The sequence below is a fragment of the uncultured Alistipes sp. genome (assembly GCF_902388705.1).
Taxonomy (GTDB): Bacteria; Bacteroidota; Bacteroidia; order Bacteroidales; family Rikenellaceae; genus Alistipes.
This window is the reverse complement of the sequence record NZ_CABMQJ010000020.1, coordinates 23,199-38,787: the sequence shown is the minus strand read 5'-3', so window position 1 is coordinate 38,787 and position 15,589 is coordinate 23,199. Positions and strand designations below refer to the sequence as shown.

Annotated in this window: 16 protein-coding genes and 1 pseudogene; 8 read left to right on the top strand and 9 right to left on the bottom strand. The window is 58.1% G+C overall.

Annotation, left to right across the window (positions count from 1 at the left end; all coding sequences use genetic code 11):
* Nucleotides 1-329, bottom strand: a pseudogene (locus QZT71_RS07105) (DUF1273 domain-containing protein); the annotation flags it as partial.
* 69 nt (nt 330-398) lie between these two features.
* Between QZT71_RS07105 and QZT71_RS07100 the strand changes: the two are divergent.
* Together QZT71_RS07100 and QZT71_RS07095 are read left to right on the top strand one after the other, a co-directional pair.
* Entirely contained in the window at nt 399-611 is a 213-nt protein-coding gene (locus tag QZT71_RS07100) for a YtxH domain-containing protein (protein WP_295914348.1), read from the top strand.
* A 13-nt stretch (nt 612-624) separates the two neighbouring features.
* A complete protein-coding gene (locus QZT71_RS07095) occupies nt 625-954 on the top strand; it encodes a hypothetical protein (RefSeq protein WP_295914346.1) in 330 nt (109 codons plus the stop codon).
* A 63-nt stretch (nt 955-1,017) separates the two neighbouring features.
* Here QZT71_RS07095 and QZT71_RS07090 read toward each other — a convergent pair whose 3' ends face one another.
* From QZT71_RS07090 to QZT71_RS07080, 3 genes are all read right to left on the bottom strand, one after another.
* A complete protein-coding gene (locus tag QZT71_RS07090) occupies nt 1,018-1,737 on the bottom strand; it encodes a DUF5036 family protein (RefSeq protein ID WP_295914343.1) in 720 nt (239 codons plus the stop codon).
* 164 nt (nt 1,738-1,901) lie between these two features.
* Nucleotides 1,902-2,456 carry an NADH peroxidase gene (locus QZT71_RS07085; protein ID WP_295914341.1) on the bottom strand — a complete coding sequence of 185 codons (555 nt, stop codon included), beginning with the start codon at nt 2,454-2,456 and terminating at the stop codon, nt 1,902-1,904.
* A 187-nt stretch (nt 2,457-2,643) separates the two neighbouring features.
* A complete protein-coding gene (locus tag QZT71_RS07080; protein ID WP_295914339.1) occupies nt 2,644-3,567 on the bottom strand; it encodes a DUF5106 domain-containing protein in 924 nt (307 codons plus the stop codon).
* 141 nt (nt 3,568-3,708) lie between these two features.
* On the opposite strand from QZT71_RS07080, the gene gadC reads away from it, so the two are divergent.
* The 5 genes from gadC (at nt 3,709) to QZT71_RS07055 (ending at nt 7,560) form a co-directional block, all read left to right on the top strand.
* Entirely contained in the window at nt 3,709-5,259 is a 1,551-nt protein-coding gene (gene gadC / locus QZT71_RS07075) for a putative glutamine/gamma-aminobutyrate antiporter GadC (RefSeq protein WP_363150908.1), read from the top strand.
* Nucleotides 5,260-5,277: 18 nt separating this feature from the next.
* Complete coding sequence (gene glsA, locus QZT71_RS07070) at nt 5,278-6,261, top strand: glutaminase A (RefSeq protein ID WP_295914332.1); 984 nt, start codon at nt 5,278-5,280, stop codon at nt 6,259-6,261.
* Between the two features lie 403 nt (nt 6,262-6,664).
* Nucleotides 6,665-6,910, top strand: coding sequence for a helix-turn-helix transcriptional regulator (locus QZT71_RS07065; protein ID WP_295914330.1), 246 nt, complete (start codon nt 6,665-6,667; stop codon nt 6,908-6,910).
* Between the two features lie 50 nt (nt 6,911-6,960).
* Nucleotides 6,961-7,212 (top strand): helix-turn-helix transcriptional regulator, encoded by a 252-nt coding sequence (locus QZT71_RS07060; protein WP_295914327.1) that lies wholly within the window; start codon nt 6,961-6,963, stop codon nt 7,210-7,212.
* Nucleotides 7,213-7,368: 156 nt separating this feature from the next.
* Nucleotides 7,369-7,560, top strand: a complete 192-nt coding sequence (locus QZT71_RS07055; protein ID WP_295914324.1) for a helix-turn-helix transcriptional regulator — start codon at nt 7,369-7,371, stop codon at nt 7,558-7,560.
* Between the two features lie 129 nt (nt 7,561-7,689).
* Here QZT71_RS07055 and QZT71_RS07050 read toward each other — a convergent pair whose 3' ends face one another.
* From QZT71_RS07050 to QZT71_RS07035, 4 genes are all read right to left on the bottom strand, one after another.
* On the bottom strand, nt 7,690-9,417 hold the full coding sequence (locus QZT71_RS07050; protein WP_295914321.1) for an acyl-CoA dehydrogenase family protein: 1,728 nt from the start codon (nt 9,415-9,417) through the stop codon (nt 7,690-7,692).
* A complete protein-coding gene (locus tag QZT71_RS07045) occupies nt 9,418-10,437 on the bottom strand; it encodes an electron transfer flavoprotein subunit alpha/FixB family protein (protein WP_295914317.1) in 1,020 nt (339 codons plus the stop codon). It lies immediately after the preceding gene.
* Nucleotides 10,438-10,455: 18 nt separating this feature from the next.
* Nucleotides 10,456-11,334 (bottom strand): electron transfer flavoprotein subunit beta/FixA family protein, encoded by an 879-nt coding sequence (locus tag QZT71_RS07040; RefSeq protein ID WP_295914314.1) that lies wholly within the window; start codon nt 11,332-11,334, stop codon nt 10,456-10,458.
* Between the two features lie 188 nt (nt 11,335-11,522).
* Nucleotides 11,523-12,788 (bottom strand): adenylosuccinate synthase, encoded by a 1,266-nt coding sequence (locus QZT71_RS07035; protein WP_295914311.1) that lies wholly within the window; start codon nt 12,786-12,788, stop codon nt 11,523-11,525.
* A 385-nt stretch (nt 12,789-13,173) separates the two neighbouring features.
* Here QZT71_RS07035 and QZT71_RS07030 point away from each other — a divergent pair, with 385 nt between their 5' ends.
* A complete protein-coding gene (locus QZT71_RS07030) occupies nt 13,174-14,895 on the top strand; it encodes a hypothetical protein (RefSeq protein WP_295914309.1) in 1,722 nt (573 codons plus the stop codon).
* An 83-nt stretch (nt 14,896-14,978) separates the two neighbouring features.
* On the opposite strand, the gene QZT71_RS07025 is transcribed toward QZT71_RS07030, so the two are convergent.
* Entirely contained in the window at nt 14,979-15,587 is a 609-nt protein-coding gene (locus QZT71_RS07025; RefSeq protein ID WP_295914307.1) for a leucine-rich repeat domain-containing protein, read from the bottom strand.
* Nucleotides 15,588-15,589: the final 2 nt, after the last annotated feature.

Genomic DNA, 15,589 nt, shown 5'->3' with positions numbered 1-15,589 from the left:
GAAGGCGTTGCCGGGCCGGGTACAAAAGGCGGCACCGGGACCGAGGACACCGCCGCACCGGCGGCACAACCGCCCCCGCGTCCCGGACAGGGCCCGCCGGACGTTACACCTGCGTAATCAGCGCCGTATTCACCTGCCGGCACAGGGCCCCGGCACGCCAGCACGGCTTCGGCGGCGGCGAGGTCGAAACCTACCGCCATGCCGCAGAGAAACGTCCGGAAACCACGGGCATAGAGTTCGCGCACCGTCGTGCGCAGGGCGGCATCGGCATCGCCGCGGTAGGTGCGGTGGCCCGAGAAAGCCGCTGATGTGCGGGGGTCGGCAATCATGTTTCCAAAGTTAGGGCTTTGGCGCGGACTTTGCAAGTTTCACTGCTGAATTTAAAAATATTTGCAATTATGAAAAACCATGTAAGTTGTTTTGCTTCTTTCCTGGGCGGAGCCCTCATCGGAGCTGCCGTAGCCATGCTCGTATCGCCCAAATCGGGTCCTGAAATGCGTCGGGACATTCGTGATTTGGCAAACAAAGGTACCCGTAAGCTGAAAAATGAAATTGACAAGATTCATTGCGAGTGCGACGGTCTTGACTGCGATTGCGACAAGGACGAGTAAACGGAGCGAATCCATGAAAGATAACCGGAATCCCGGCGGAAATATCGTCGCATCGCTGATTTGTTTCGGTGTGACAGCGGCCATCGCGATCATCCTTTTTATCGGGGCGTTCGTTATGTGGCTCGCTTCGCTGACGGGTTCCGTGGCCGTCGCCGCCTTGATTACGGCAGGGTTCTTCGCCCTGCTCTCCTTCACAATCTACCTGTTGGCCGTACGCACGGCCATGGAGCACCTGCGGGATCGGCTCGACACGGTATACGAAGTCGCGTCGCGAATCAAGGAGGCATACGACTGGTTGTCCGACAAGTTTTCCTTCCTTTCGTTCCTGCGCAGGCCCAGGTAATGCCGCAGAAAAAACGCCGGTGTAATTGGATACACCGGCGTTTTTTGTTTTACGAAAGGCTTGTTACAACACCGAGACATTTACCCGCGTGTAACTTCCGCGTATGCGCAGAAACAGCGTGTACACGCCGGAGCGGTATCCCTCGAGGCGGAATATCAGCTTGCGGCCCTTTTTCTCGCAGGAAATCGTTTCGTCGCCGTGGAAATCGTATTCGAAATCGGAATCGGAAAGCGTTATCGACAACTTGTCACCGTAATCCAGGCCGTTATTCCAATCCACGGTCAACACCGTGCTGTCGAATTCGGGCAAGCCGTAGGTTTCCGGCCGGACAAGGGCATATTTGACCATCGCACCGATGGTTTTGTCCCCCTCCTTGAGCTGCGACGCCACGTACAGTTTCATGTAATTAACCTCGCTGTTGACAGGCAGGGCCAGCTTGCCGGACGGGAACTGCATCAGCGCCTGCGGACGGCAGGCGGCGTAACCGTAACCGGGCTGCACCGCGGCCTGCGTTACGGGCGTATCGAACGACCTGACCGTGACGGCCCCCAGACCGCCCGATTTTCCGAGCATGAAAAGGTCGCAATAATCGTTGCCCACAAAATTCTGGGCCTTGTCGATATAAATCCCCGAGTTCTCCAACAGGGTTTTGCCGTTCAGTTCGTCGAGCATGTTGAGCGACACGGTACCCTCGGGATCGGAATAATTGTCATCGTCATTGCAGGAAAGGGCCGAAAAGGCCAGGACGGCCAGTGCGGCGTAAAAAAGGATTCTCATTTTCATAATTCAAGTGTCAGTAGGCAAAGATAGCAAAAAAAGCACGGCACGGTACTCCGGACGCCCGAAAAGCGAAAAAAACGACGCAATCTCCGCGCCCGGCCCCTGAATCGCAGAAAGGGCGGCTCTTTTTCAGAGCCGCCCTTTCGCTGTCCGGTGTAAACCGCCGGTTATTTGCCGAAGTAACGCTTGTAAAGGCCTTCGAAACCTTTGCCGTGGCGCGCTTCGTCTTTGGCCATCTCGTGCACGGTATCGTGTACGGCGTCGAGGTTCTGCTCCTTGGCCATGCGGGCCAGGCGCATCTTGTCCTCGCAGGCGCCGCACTCGGCGTTCATGCGCTTCTCGAGGTTGGTCTTGGTATCCCAAACCACCTCGCCGATCAGTTCGGCGAACTTCGAAGCGTGCTCGGCCTCCTCCCATGCGTAGCGCTTGTAAGCCTCGGCAATCTCGGGATAGCCTTCGCGGTCGGCCTGGCGGCTCATGGCCAGGTACATGCCCACCTCGGTGCATTCGCCCATGAAGTGGTTCTGCAAGCCCTCCCAAAGCTCCTCGCTGGCGCCCTTGCCGTCGCCGATAACGTGCTCGGTCACGAACTCGAGGTCACCCTCCTGCTCTACGACTTCGACGAATTTCTCTTTACCTACTTTGCACATCGGGCACTGGTCGGGTGCCTCCGCTCCTTCGTGGATGTAACCGCATACGGTACAACGCCATTTCTTTGCCATAATCGTACTAATGTTTGTGTGTATTGTTTTCAGTTTGCGATACAAAGGTAACGATTCCGGGCAAAGTTCGTATATAAAACCGATTGTCTTTTTTTATAGAACGATAAGCTATGCCTATATGCCAGCCGGCCCCGGGGAACGGGAAACCGGAAAGGCGTAAAAACGGCCGCAGGGAATGCGCCGGGCACTATCCCCGGCGGTCAATCACCTCCTCGATATAGGGCACATCGGTCGAATCCTTCACCAGCACGCGCTTGTCCCTGTCGAGCAGGTAGAGCGACGGGATGGCCGTCAGGTCGTAGATGCCCTGCTCGCGGACGACGCAGCCGTCGTCGTAGCCGTTAATCCATTTGGCGGGGATGTACTCGCGGTAATTCCGCCATTCGGTCAGGTCTTCGTCGGGATAGAGTGCGATGACTTTCAGGCGGCCCCGCTCGATCATCTCGGTGAGCATCGGCGAGCCGACGATCTGCTCGCGCAACTGTTTGCACATCGGGCAGCCGGGATTGTTGATGAACAGCAGCACGTATTCGGCTTTCACCCCGTAGAGTGTCCCCGTTGCGCCCGAAGCGAGCGTATAGCGGAAATCGTTGGCCTGCCGCCCGAGGCGGTTCTGCGACGCCATGTTCAGGTCGTAGGCCGGGCCGATACGCTCGTATTCGTCGTAATAGGGACTCGCCAGCACGGCCTGCATCACCGGAATGTAGAATTCGTCGTTGCGCAGCGGCGAATTGGGATCGTGCACCACCGCTTCGGCCAGCATCGTGAAGTAGTCGAGCATCGGGCGCGACACCGAAGCCCGCCGCATGAGCGAGTCCATCGGCGCCGGGTCGGCCGGGCGGTCGGAAATAAGCGCTATCCAGCGGGCATACGCCTCGATCATCTGCGCGGTGTCGGCCTCGCGGACAAACAGGCTGTCGGCAAAATCGAAGCGATCCCAGTAGTGCAGGCGCAGGTATTCGCGCTGCTCTTCGGGGGACATGGCGACCGGGGCAATGGCGGGCAGGAAGACCCGCGGCTGCGAAGCCGGGGCGTTTTGCTGCTGCGAACGGCGGCCGCCGCAGGATACGGCGCACAGGAGTGCGGCCAGAATCAGGAGTATACGGTACATATACGTAAAGTTTATGTGCAAATATAAACTTTTTCGTCTACAAAGCTGTTATCGCACCTGCGGAATATGCACGCCGGACAGTTTTGCACGGTAGTTGCAACCTCCCCAACCGTTAAAACCAAATCTCAATTAAACTGAATTATGGATGTAAAGAAAACTACCACAAGCACAGGGTTCAAATTGAGTGTCATGACACTTGCAATTATGAACGTGACTGCCGTAGTAAGTCTGCGCGGACTTCCCGCAGAGGCCGTCTACGGACTTTCGTCGGCATTCTACTATTTGTTTGCCGCCATCGTCTTCCTTATCCCGACGGCCATGGTCGCCGCAGAGCTGGCTGCGATGTTCTCGACCAAGCAGGGCGGCGTGTTCCGCTGGGTCGGCGAAGCATACGGCGCACGCACGGGATTCCTCGCCATCTGGCTGCAGTGGATCGAATCGACGATCTGGTATCCCACTGTGCTGACGTTCGGCGCCGTGTCGATCGCCTTTATCGGCATGAACGACGTGCACGATGCGGCACTGGCCTCGAACAAGGTGTTCACGCTCTGCATGGTGCTGGCAATCTACTGGATCGCTACGTTCATCGCGCTCAAGGGCCTCGGATGGGTAGGAAAAATCAGTAAATGGGGCGGTATGATCGGCACGATCATTCCCGCGGGCCTGCTGATTCTGCTGGGCATCATCTACATCTCGACCGGCGGACACAACCACATGGATATGTCGCAGGGATTCTTCCCCGACCTCTCGAAATTCGACAACCTCGTGCTGGCCAGCAGTATTTTCCTGTTCTATGCGGGTATGGAGATGATGGGTATACACGTCATGGACGTGAAGAACCCGTCGCGGAACTACCCCAAGGCCATCATCATCGGTTCGCTGGTCACGGTCTGCATCTTCGTGCTGGGTACCTTCTCGCTGGGCTTCATCATCCCCGCAAAGGACATCAGCCTCACGCAGTCGCTGCTGGTGGGCTTCGACAACTATTTCCACTACCTGCACATGTCGTGGGCCGGCCCGATTATCGCCATCGCCCTGATGTTCGGCGTGCTGGCGGGCGTGCTGACCTGGGTGGCCGGCCCCTCGAAGGGTATCTTCGCCGTGGGTAAGGCCGGTTACCTGCCCCCGTTCTTCCAGAAGACCAACAAGAACGGCGTGCAGAAAAACATCCTGCTCATACAGGGCTGCGTCGTGACGCTGCTGGCGCTGCTGTTCGTGGTGATGCCTTCGGTGCAGTCGTTCTACCAGATTCTCTCGCAGCTCACCGTGCTGCTGTACCTGATTATGTACATGCTGATGTTCTCGGCCGCCATCGTCCTGCGCTACAAGATGAAGAACACCGAGCGTCCGTTCCGCTTGGGCAAGGGCAACGGGCTGATGTGGTTCCTCGGCTGCCTCGGTTTCTGCGGCGCCCTGCTGGCGTTCGTATTGAGCTTCGTGCCGCCCAGCCAGATTTCGACCGGCAGCAACACCGTATGGTTCTCGGTGCTGATTATCGGCTGCGTGGTAGTCGTGGGCGCCCCGTTCGTGATTTACGCGATGCGCAAACCGTCGTGGAAAGACCCCGAGGCGGCAGCGGACTTCGCCCCGTTCCACTGGGAGGCCCAGCCCGCCGTGGCTCCCGCCGCCCACACCAAGCCCGATCCGGAGCCCATGGCAAAACCCTCGTCCACGGAACTCCACAACAAATAACCGGAAAATATTTTCACGATGATTCAGAAAATCGACAATGCGACGGTCCGCGAGGCCGTGCAGCAGGCTTACGAGCGCTGCAAGAACGAAACGGGCGGCAAGAACGCCGACTATATCCCCTACCTGGCCGACGTGCCGTCGAACCTTTTCGGCATCGCGGCGTGCCTGCCCGACGGCGAAGTGATCGCCGTGGGCGACACCGACTACAAATTCGGCATCGAGTCGGTATCGAAAGTGCCGACGGCCATCCTCGCCATGAACCAGTACAGCGCGCAGGAGGTACTCGACAAAATCGGCGCCGATGCGACGGGACTGCCTTTCAACTCGATTATGGCGATTCTGCTCGAGAACGACCATCCCTCGACGCCGCTCGTCAATGCAGGCGCCATCAGCGCCTGCTCGATGGTGAAACCCGTCGGCGACAGCGACGGCAAATGGAAGTCGATTATCGGCTTCATCGAGTCGCTGGCCGGCTCGCAGGTCGAGGTAATCGACGAGCTTTACAAGTCGGAAACGGCGACCAACTTCAACAACAAGTCGATTGCCTGGCTGCTGAAAAATTACAACCGTATCTACGACGATCCCGACATGGCGCTGGACATCTACACGCGCCAGTGCTCCATCGGCGTAACGGCCAAGCAGCTGGCCACGATGGCCGCGACAATCTCCAACGGCGGTGTGAACCCCGTGACCAAGCAGGCGGTGTTCAAACCGGAGCTGTCACCGAAAATCGCCTCGCTGATGGCTACCGTGGGTTTCTACGAGCACACGGGCGACTGGCTTTTCACGACGGGACTTCCCGCGAAGACGGGTGTCGGCGGCGGCATCATGGGCGTGGTTCCGGGCGTCATGGGCGTAGCGGCTTTCGCGCCCCCGCTCGACGACGCGGGCAACTCGGTGAAGGCGCAGAAGGCGCTGGCCTACATCGCCGGGCACCTCAACCTCAACATCTTCGGCACGACGCGCTGCGTGATGGCCCAAAAAGAGCCCGCGCAGGCATAAGCCCGCTGCGGCATTACACGGCAAAGGGCCCGCACTCACGAGGTGCGGGCCCTTTTCATACCGGGACACGCCCGGGACAAAACGGACGGTATGAAAAACGGATACGGCCGGACGAACAAGAGTGACGCTGTTCTCGGGAGAAGAATTCATCGCCCGAACCGTACCCGAAGGTGCGTGCGTCCCGCATAAAAAAAGCAAGGGCGCAGGTGCAAACTCCCGTTAACCGGCCTTCCGAGCCTTGCATGGTAGTTGCCCTTACGCCCAAGCCGTCCCGATACACGGCCGCGACATGTGTCAGCATAATTTCTGCATCGAATTTCTGCTCACACACAAAGATAGTAAAATTTTCATTCTGTATAAATAGACAGAGTAAATAATTGGATTGATTCTTTCATTTGTACAAATGAAGCAGACGAAACCAAAACGGACGGACGAGAAATTGGCTCAATATGTCATTTCGCGGATGAAACAGCTGCGCCGCGAACATAACTATTCCCAGGAATACATTATAGAAAATACCGGCTTGGATATTTTTCACTTCGAAAGCGGGTCAAAATTCCCCACCCTTATCTCACTGACAATACTCTGCCGCTTCTACGGCATCAGCCTTCACGAATTTTTCAGCGAAAGCGACTACCCCATCGAATAAACCGGGTCTGCATATGCACCTGTAAAGCATGAAAGGGAAGCGGAACGCCTATGGAACGTAAAAAACAAAGACGCGACGAAGAATTGCTTCAAAAAATTATCCTGCGGGTGAAAGAATTACGACGTATGCATGACCACCAATCGCAGGAACAACTGGCCGAAGCGCCCCAGTTGGGCATTGCACAACTCGAATCCGGTAAGAATTTCCCCAATCTGACAACGCTCTCGATTATCTGCAAATCCTACAATATCACCCTCGGTGAATTTTTCGCACCGCTCGATTACCCACAGAAAGAAAAATAAATTTTCGGGAATTTACTGTCTACAACTATTTGGTCGAATAACCGATATTCAAATTTACCTGTATAAAAACACGCAATGAGGACTTTTTTTGTAAATATGAAACAGAAAAAATCAAACGGGAAAGACGAACCATTCGTAAAAATACTTATCGCTCGGATGCAACAGTTGCGTAACGAACGCGGTTACTCACAGGAGTACGTCATCGAAAACACGCACCTGGATATATCACGCTACGAAACGGGCGATTCGATTCCGACATTGCGTTCGCTCCTGAAACTTTGCAAACTATACGAGATAACCGTCAGCGAATTTTTCGCACCGCTCGATTACCCGCCGAAAGAAAAATAAATTTCCGGGAATCACAGGCGATGCCAACCCGGCCGGATACACCGGCAACGAATAATCGCCAACCGGCAACACAATAAAAAAGGTTCCGCCTTCCGGGCGGAACCTTTTTCACAATTGCAATCCTGGGTCTTACTCGGCCTCCCCGGCAACTGCCCGGAACAACTCGACATCCTCCAGCGTGGAGTTCATGACGTAGGTATATGCTTCGGAAATCTTACCCTCGGCCATTTTGCAGAAAATGCGGGCCGAAGCGGCATATTCCTCCAGCTCACCGGCCTGACGGGCCAGCAGGTAGGTCATGATGATATGTCCGGCCGTTTCGACCAGGCGGCGTGCATGGAAATCTTTGAAGCCGCAAAGCTCCTTGTCGCCCGCTTCGACGTGGGCGATCATGGCGGCGAACTTCTCCGTCAGCTCCTTGAGCTTCGCAACGACGGGCTGCATGGCCTCGGTGTACTCCCCGGCGGCATAGCGCCCGATTTGTTCCATGAACGTGCCTTTGGTCACGGCATTGATGGCCGCTACGACCTGCAGCTGCGAGGTACCCTCGTAGATATTCATGATGCGCGCGTCGCGGTAGAGGCGCTCGCAGGGATAATCCTTCATGAAACCCGAACCGCCGTGAATCTGGATGGCATCGTAAGCCAGCTGGTTGGCATACTCCGACGAGAAGAGTTTCACCAGCGGCGTGAAGCCGTCGGCAAGGCGGTTGTAGAACTTCATCTCCTGGCGCTCCTCGCCCTCGAGCGAACGCTCGTGCGCGATATGGCCGTACTGCTTGTAAACCTCGACGAAACGCGTGGTTTCATAGAGCAGCGCGCGGGCGCCCTGCAACTTGGCCTTCATGTTGGAGAGCATCTCCGAAACGGCTGCGAACTGGATAATCGGCTTGCCGAACTGCGCACGTTCGCCGGCATACTTCAGCGCCTCGCGGTAGGCGGCCTCGCAGAGGCCCACCGACTGCGCGCCGATACCCAGGCGGGCGGCGTTCATCAGCGACATCACGTATTTGATAAGGCCCATCTTGCGGTCGCCGACCAACTGTGCGGGAGCATTGGTGAAAACCAGCTCGCACGTCGGCGACCCCTTGATACCCATCTTGTTTTCGATACGGCGCACCTTCACACCGCCGTCGCGCTTGTCATAAACGAGCATCGACAGGCCGCGGGCGTCGGTCGTACCCTCTTCGGTACGCGCCAGCACGAGCGAAACCTCGCCGTCGCCGTTGGTGATGAAGCGCTTGACGCCGTTCAGCAGCCAGGTCTGCTTCTCCTCCGACCACGTAGCCTTGAGCATCACGGCCCCCAGGTCGGAACCGGCATCCGGCTCGGTGAGGTCCATGGCGCACGTCGCACCCGCCGAAACCCACGGCAGGTATTTGGCCTTGAGCTCCTCCGAAGCGAACTCATTAAGCGTTTCGGCGCAGTCCTGCAGGCCCCAGATGTTCTCGAAACCCGCATCGGCGCGTGCGACCATCTCGTTGGCCATCACGAAGCAGACCAGCGGGAAGTTCAGGCCATCGTATTTGCGGGGCAGCGTAAGGCCGCTCAAACCGGCGTCGACGATTGCCTTCATGTTCTGCACCGTGCCCGAAGCGTACTCCACATGGTCGTTCACCACGCGGGGGCCTTCGTGGTCGACGCCCTCGGCATTCGGAGCAATGACCTCACCGCAAACCTCGCCGGCAATCTCCAGCACGCGGCGGTAAGAGTCCATGGCATCCTCGAAATTCTGCGGCGCATGATCGTAGAGGTCTTTCTCGGCGAAACCGCGCTCTTTCAGCTCCACGATCTTGCGCATCATCGGATGCTGGAGGTGGAACTGCAAATCCTTGTTATCTGAAAAGAAATTAGCCATTTACTTCGAATTTTGTTTGTAATACTTGATCATCTTGGGGATTACCTCGTTGATGTCGCCCGTGATGGCGTAGTCGGCGATTTTGTTAATCGGCGCTTCGGGGTCGGTGTTGATGGAAATAATCATCGACGACTGATCCATGCCCGCGGTGTGCTGAATCTGGCCCGAGATGCCGCAGGCGATGTAGAGTTTCGGACGCACCGTAACACCGGTCTGGCCCACCTGGCGCGCATGTTCGGCAAAGCCTGCGTCGACGGCGGCGCGGCTCGCGCCCACTTCGGCGCCCAGCACGTCGGCCAGTTCGAACACCAGGTCGAAGTTCTCCTTCGAGCCTACGCCGTAACCGCCGGCCACGATGACGCTGGCCCCCTTGATGTCGATTTTGCTCTCCGCAATCTCCCGGTCGATGATTTTCACCGCCAGGTCGGTATCCTTCACGAATTTCTTCCAGTCGATCGGCTTCACCTCGCCGGCGCCCGGCTTGGCGGCATACTCGCGGCGCATCACGCCCTCACGGACGGTAGCCATCTGCGGACGGTTGTCGGGGTTGACAATCGTAGCGATGATGTTGCCGCCGAAAGCGGGACGTATCTGGTAGAGCAAATCCTTGTACTCCTTGCCGGTTTTGGCGTCCTTGTGGTCGCCGATTACCAGCTGCGTACAGTCGGCCGTGAGGCCGCTGTAAAGCGCCGACGAAACGCGCGGCGCGAAGTCGCGGCCGATACACGTGGCGCCGAACAGCGCAATCTGGGGTTTCTCCTGCTCGATGAGTCCGCACATGACAGCCGTGTGGGGCAGCGTGCGGAACGGGGCGAAGATTTTGTCGTCGGCGACCCACACCTTGTCGGCGCCGTATTTGGCCAGCTCCTTTTCGATGCCGGAGAGGTTCTCGCCCAGCACGACGGCTTCGAGCTCCACACCCAGCGTATCGGCCAGTTCGCGGCCTTTGGTCAACAGTTCGAGGCACACGTCGGCGACCTTGCCGCCCTCGTTCTCGATATATACGAATATATTGTTCATTGGTAACTTCAGCGCTTTTTAACCGAGCGTGTGGCTCGCGATAAGTTCGACCATCAGTGAATTGATATCCTCGTCGGCCGCGGTGAGCGTCTTGGCCTCCTTGGCCTGGAACACCACGTTCTCGATTTTCTTGACCTTCGTGGGCGAACCCTGCAGGCCGAGCTGCTGCGGATCGGGATTGACGTCGGCGGCAGCCCACTCGACGATTTGCAGGTAGGGCTTCGCGGCGGCGCGCTTTGCGGCTTCCGATTCGGGAGCTGCGGCGATTTCCGACCCTGCCAGGGCATATTTATAGGTCATGACCCGCTTGGCATTGCGCGGACGGCACTCGGGCGCCGAGGCGTTGACCGTGATGACGGCCGGAACGGGGCACTCGACCACTTCGGTGCCACAGTTCAGGCGGCGCCGGATGACCAGCGAGCCCTCCTTGATGTCGAGTATCTCCTCGGCATAGGTCACCTGCGGCAGGCCGAGTTTCTCGGCCACCTGCGGCCCGACCTGCGCCGTATCGCCGTCGATGGCCTGGCGGCCTGCGAAGATGACGTCGGGACGGATTTTTTTCAGCGCGCACGAAAGTGCATACGACGTTGCGAGCGTATCCGAACCTGCGAATTCACGGCCGGAAAGCAGATAGCCGCCGTCGGCACCGCGGAACATCGCGTCGCGGATAATGTCGGCGGCGCGCTGCGGGCCCATCGTCAGGATATGTACCGTGGAGCCTTCGGTGCGGTCTTTCAGCGCAAGCGCCATTTCGAGCGCATTGAGGTCCTCGGGATTGAAGATGGCCGGCAGTGCCGCGCGGTTGACCGTCCCTTCGGGGGTCATCGCGTCCTTACCCACGTTGCGGGTATCGGGCACCTGCTTTGCCAATACAAGAATTTTGAGGTTTTGTTTCATAAATTATCTGTTACAATTAGTTTAGCGTCATAAGTATGGTCGGTTATCGCATTCGGCTGTGCAGCCGCCCGGGATTGCGCCCGCAGACCGGCCCCGTCGTCCGGAAGCGGCCCATGCGACGCGGCCGGAGGCGGGAGGTGTGCAAAAAACGCATCCCGAACCTGTCGCCAGGCAACCGGGATGCAAAATCAGCGGACAATCGTTTCGCCGCGGTCGGGGCCAACGGAGATAATCTTCACCGGGACACCCGTTTCGCGCTCGATGAACTCGACGTAGGCCTTGAACTCGGCGGGGAAATCCTCGTAGCGCGTCATGCTGCGCAGGTCGCATTTCCATCCCGGGAACTCGCGGTAGACGGGTTTCAGGTCGTCGCCGATTTCGTAGGGGAAATGCTCGGTGCGCTCGCCGCCGATTTCATAGGCGGTGGCGACCTTGACGGTGTCGAAGTCGTTCATGACGTCCGACTTCATCATGATGAGCTGCGTCACGCCGTTAATCATAATCGAGTATTTCAGTGCGACCAAATCGAGCCATCCGCAGCGGCGCTCACGGCCCGTCACGGCGCCGTATTCATGGCCGATGTTACGCAGTTCAGCGCCCGTTTCGTCGAACAGCTCCGTGGGGAACGGGCCGCTGCCGACGCGCGTGCAGTATGCCTTGAAAATACCGTATACCTCGCCGATGCGGTTCGGGGCGATGCCGAGGCCCGTGCAGGCGCCGGCGCAGACGGTGTTCGAGGAGGTGACGAACGGATAGGAACCGAAGTCCACGTCCAGCAGCGTGCCCTGCGCGCCTTCGGCCAGGATGCTCTTGTCCTGCGCGAGGCATTCGTTGACGAAATATTCGCTGTCGATGATGTCGAAACGCTTGAGGTACTCGACGGCTTCGAACCACTTCCGTTCCAATTCGGTGATGTCGTACTCGTAACCGAGGCTGCGCAGGATGCCCTCGTGGCGCGCCTTGGCACGTTCGTATATCTTCTGGCAGTCGGCGCTCAACAAATCGCCCACGCGCATGCCGTTGCGGCTGACCTTGTCCGTATAGGTGGGGCCGATGCCCTTGCCCGTGGTGCCGATTTTGGCGCTGCCCTTGGCGGCCTCGTACGCGGCGTCGAGAATGCGGTGCGTAGGCAGAATCAGGTGGGCTTTCTTCGAGATGCAAAGCTGTTTGGTGAGGTCGTGGCCGCTGGCCGCGAGCGCTTCGGCCTCTTCGCGGAAGAGGACGGCGTCGATGACGACACCGTTACCGATGATGTTGGTTTTGCCGCCCTGGAATATGCCCGAGGGAATCGAGCGGAGTACGTATTTCTCGCCGTTGAACTCCAACGTGTGACCGGCATTGGGGCCGCCCTGGAAACGGGCCACGACCTGATAGGCCGGAGTCAGCACGTCCACGACTTTGCCCTTGCCCTCGTCACCCCATTGCAGGCCGAGGATAACGTCAACTTTTTTCATTGTATCCGGTAGTATTTTTATTGTGCAAAAGACATTTTTTGCATCCAAAGGTACAAATTATTATCCGAAAAGACCAAAGTACCCGCCGGACTTTTCAACAAATTATAAAGAAACGGAGGTTTCACGGCGCTTTGCGGAAAGAAAATCCCGGGCCGAATTTGCGATTCTGCAGATTGACACTATCTTTGTGAAAGCGTTAAACCTTAAAATTATGCACATGAAAACCACTCTGAACAAAGTGGGGGGGGGAAATCCGAGTACCTGACCCCTGAAATCTCCGCTTTCGACATCGCCGTCGAAAAGGGATTCGCCGAATCCGCCCGGCTTCTCGATGACATTCCCTACGACGATTCGTGGGAGTCGGCAAACCAATAACCCGACGGCCATGAACACGCGACCCATCTTCCGTTACGCTGCCGCCGCCGTTACGGCCCTCGCAGCCTTCGCCTGCTCGATAGACGACACGGGCGCCCCCGCACTCCCGGACACCCCCGGCACCACCGCCCCCTTCACCATCACCGCCACGATGGACGACGCGCCCGAAACCCGCGTTTCGGCGATTGACGACGGCGCAAGCAAAATCGAGCTCAAATGGAAAAACGGCGACATAATCCACATTATCAACAGCGCCGAACAAGGCACCGCCTCCGCCGGAACCCTCTACACTTTCACCTGCGCCAATATCTCATCCGACGGCAAAACAGCCTCGTTCACCTGCGCCGACTACCCGGCAGATGCAACGCCCGCCTATGCCCTCCACGCGTCGCCCTACGCGTCTATTTTCAATCCGGCATCCATGAGCTACAGCCTCGCCAATTTCCTGCCTGCGGCTTCCTCGCTTCCCGGCAGTCCGTTTCCGCTCTGGGCGCGATACGACCCCGGAAACCGGCTGCTGGTCTTCAAGCCCCTCTGCGCCGTGCTCAAACTCAACATCACCCTCCCCGCAGGGGCCGCGGGAACCCTCTCCCAAATAAGAATCGGATCGGAGGACGGCTCCCAAATCTTCTACACCGGTTCTTACGACATCACCTCCGGGGCGGCGGTACGAGCCGACAACACAGCGCAAAGCTACATCCGATTCTCCGGCAGCACGTCGCTTGCAGCAAACTCGGAACAATCCGTCTATCTGCCCGTCAGGCCCGGGAGCGAACTCTCGGGACAGGCCCTTGAAATCGATCTGGTCGTCGGCAACAGCATCTACACCGCGACGCTCCGGGGAGCAAAGATCGAAACCGGGAAGTGTTATCCGCTGACGCTCGGGGCCGCGAAATGGACCGCACACAAAATCTACGAAGGCGGAACGGGAGAGCAGGGCAATCCTTACCAAATCGCAACCGAAACCAACCTGCGGGCCCTGGCAGGCGCAGTACGCGCCGGAGAGATGTATCACCGCAAATATTTCGAACTGACGACATCCGTTTCCGGCATCACGACTTCCGCCGCCGACCCGTGGCTGCCCATCGGTTCGGACGGGATCTATTTCGGCGGGAATTTCGACGGTAACGGCCACACCGTCAGCGGCACATTCCACCTTTCGGACAAAAATGGGTGTTACCTCGGATTCTTCGGTAATATCAGCGGTTATTCCGGCTGCAACATCTCGAACCTGACGCTCGAAGGGGACGTTGTCTACAACGGCAGCGGCAATCCCTACACGATCTATCTGGGAGCTATCGCCGGGGCATGCACCCAAGAAATAACCGGATGCGCCCATTCGGGAGCGCTGACGGCGGAAAACACGGCAATGACCCAAACCGTCTATGCGGGCGGCATCGTCGGCCAGGCCTTGAACAACATCAGCGGATGCACCCGAAAAGGCGAAGCACTCACGGTAAACATACCCAATGCTCCCGTATATGCCGGAGGTATCGTGGGCTTTCTCGGAGGTGCGGCCGCAATGCACACCTGCCGCAACGAAAGCGGCATCACCGCTACGGGAAAAAGCGACACCTACGCGGGAGCTTTGGCCGGCAATAACTCCGGCAAGGTTTACAGTTGTTCGACATTCCCCGACGGCCTGGCAATCACGGTAAACGGCAGGGCGCAGAACCCCGCAAAGGCCATCGGCACGGGCTACGCCGTGAACGACACCGAGCATATCGACTGATTATTACCGTTCAAAATGCAAAACGGACGGCCCTTTTCAGAGGGCCGTCCGTCGTTTTATTGGTCACGGGAAGCGCCGGAGCGTCAGCGCCGGATAATCTTGGTCTGTCCGTCGGAATTGACCTGCTGCGAAACGAGGCAGTAGACGGTCGTGAGCGGAGGATTGCCGTGCGTGACGGCGTAGAGCGTACCGGCGCACGGCGTAAGGTCGAGCGTAACGAGCCGGTTGCCGCCGCAGTCGAGCACCAGCAGCGAACCGCAGGATTTCAGATCGAGGCGCGCGAGCGCGTTGGCGGAACAATCCATCTCGGTGAGCCCCCGCAGGCCGTCCACGTCGAGCGACGCGAGCCGGTTGTCGCTGCAGTCGAGCGTGCGCAGCTGCGTGCATTTGTGCAGGTCGAGCTGCGTGAGGGCGTTGCCGCTGCAATCGAGATTCTGCAAACGGCTGAATTCGCCGATCTCCCACATGGCGCCGATGTCCCGGCGGGAGCAATCCATCGTCAGGACACGCTGCGCCTCGTAGCGCGAAATGCGCCCGTCGCGGTTAAGGTCGAATTCCCCGAGGCAGTAGGCCTCGAACGCGGGATCTGCAAAGGTGATGTATACGTACTTGTTCTTCTCGTCGCGCTCGTCGTCCGCAAGGCCGCAGGCCGTGAAAAGCAGAAGTGCGAATGCCGGAAGAATGCGTATCATAA

Coding starts and splice junctions, on each gene's coding strand:
- QZT71_RS07100 (WP_295914348.1), top strand. CDS start 399: ATGAAAAACCATGTAAGTTGTTTTGCTTCTTTCCTGGGCGGAGCCCTC.
- QZT71_RS07095 (WP_295914346.1), top strand. CDS start 625: ATGAAAGATAACCGGAATCCCGGCGGAAATATCGTCGCATCGCTGATT.
- QZT71_RS07090 (WP_295914343.1), bottom strand. CDS start 1,737: ATGAAAATGAGAATCCTTTTTTACGCCGCACTGGCCGTCCTGGCCTTT.
- QZT71_RS07085 (WP_295914341.1), bottom strand. CDS start 2,456: ATGGCAAAGAAATGGCGTTGTACCGTATGCGGTTACATCCACGAAGGA.
- QZT71_RS07080 (WP_295914339.1), bottom strand. CDS start 3,567: ATGTACCGTATACTCCTGATTCTGGCCGCACTCCTGTGCGCCGTATCC.
- gadC (WP_363150908.1), top strand. CDS start 3,709: ATGGATGTAAAGAAAACTACCACAAGCACAGGGTTCAAATTGAGTGTC.
- glsA (WP_295914332.1), top strand. CDS start 5,278: ATGATTCAGAAAATCGACAATGCGACGGTCCGCGAGGCCGTGCAGCAG.
- QZT71_RS07065 (WP_295914330.1), top strand. CDS start 6,665: ATGAAGCAGACGAAACCAAAACGGACGGACGAGAAATTGGCTCAATAT.
- QZT71_RS07060 (WP_295914327.1), top strand. CDS start 6,961: ATGGAACGTAAAAAACAAAGACGCGACGAAGAATTGCTTCAAAAAATT.
- QZT71_RS07055 (WP_295914324.1), top strand. CDS start 7,369: ATGCAACAGTTGCGTAACGAACGCGGTTACTCACAGGAGTACGTCATC.
- QZT71_RS07050 (WP_295914321.1), bottom strand. CDS start 9,417: ATGGCTAATTTCTTTTCAGATAACAAGGATTTGCAGTTCCACCTCCAG.
- QZT71_RS07045 (WP_295914317.1), bottom strand. CDS start 10,437: ATGAACAATATATTCGTATATATCGAGAACGAGGGCGGCAAGGTCGCC.
- QZT71_RS07040 (WP_295914314.1), bottom strand. CDS start 11,334: ATGAAACAAAACCTCAAAATTCTTGTATTGGCAAAGCAGGTGCCCGAT.
- QZT71_RS07035 (WP_295914311.1), bottom strand. CDS start 12,788: ATGAAAAAAGTTGACGTTATCCTCGGCCTGCAATGGGGTGACGAGGGC.
- QZT71_RS07030 (WP_295914309.1), top strand. CDS start 13,174: ATGAACACGCGACCCATCTTCCGTTACGCTGCCGCCGCCGTTACGGCC.
- QZT71_RS07025 (WP_295914307.1), bottom strand. CDS start 15,587: ATGATACGCATTCTTCCGGCATTCGCACTTCTGCTTTTCACGGCCTGC.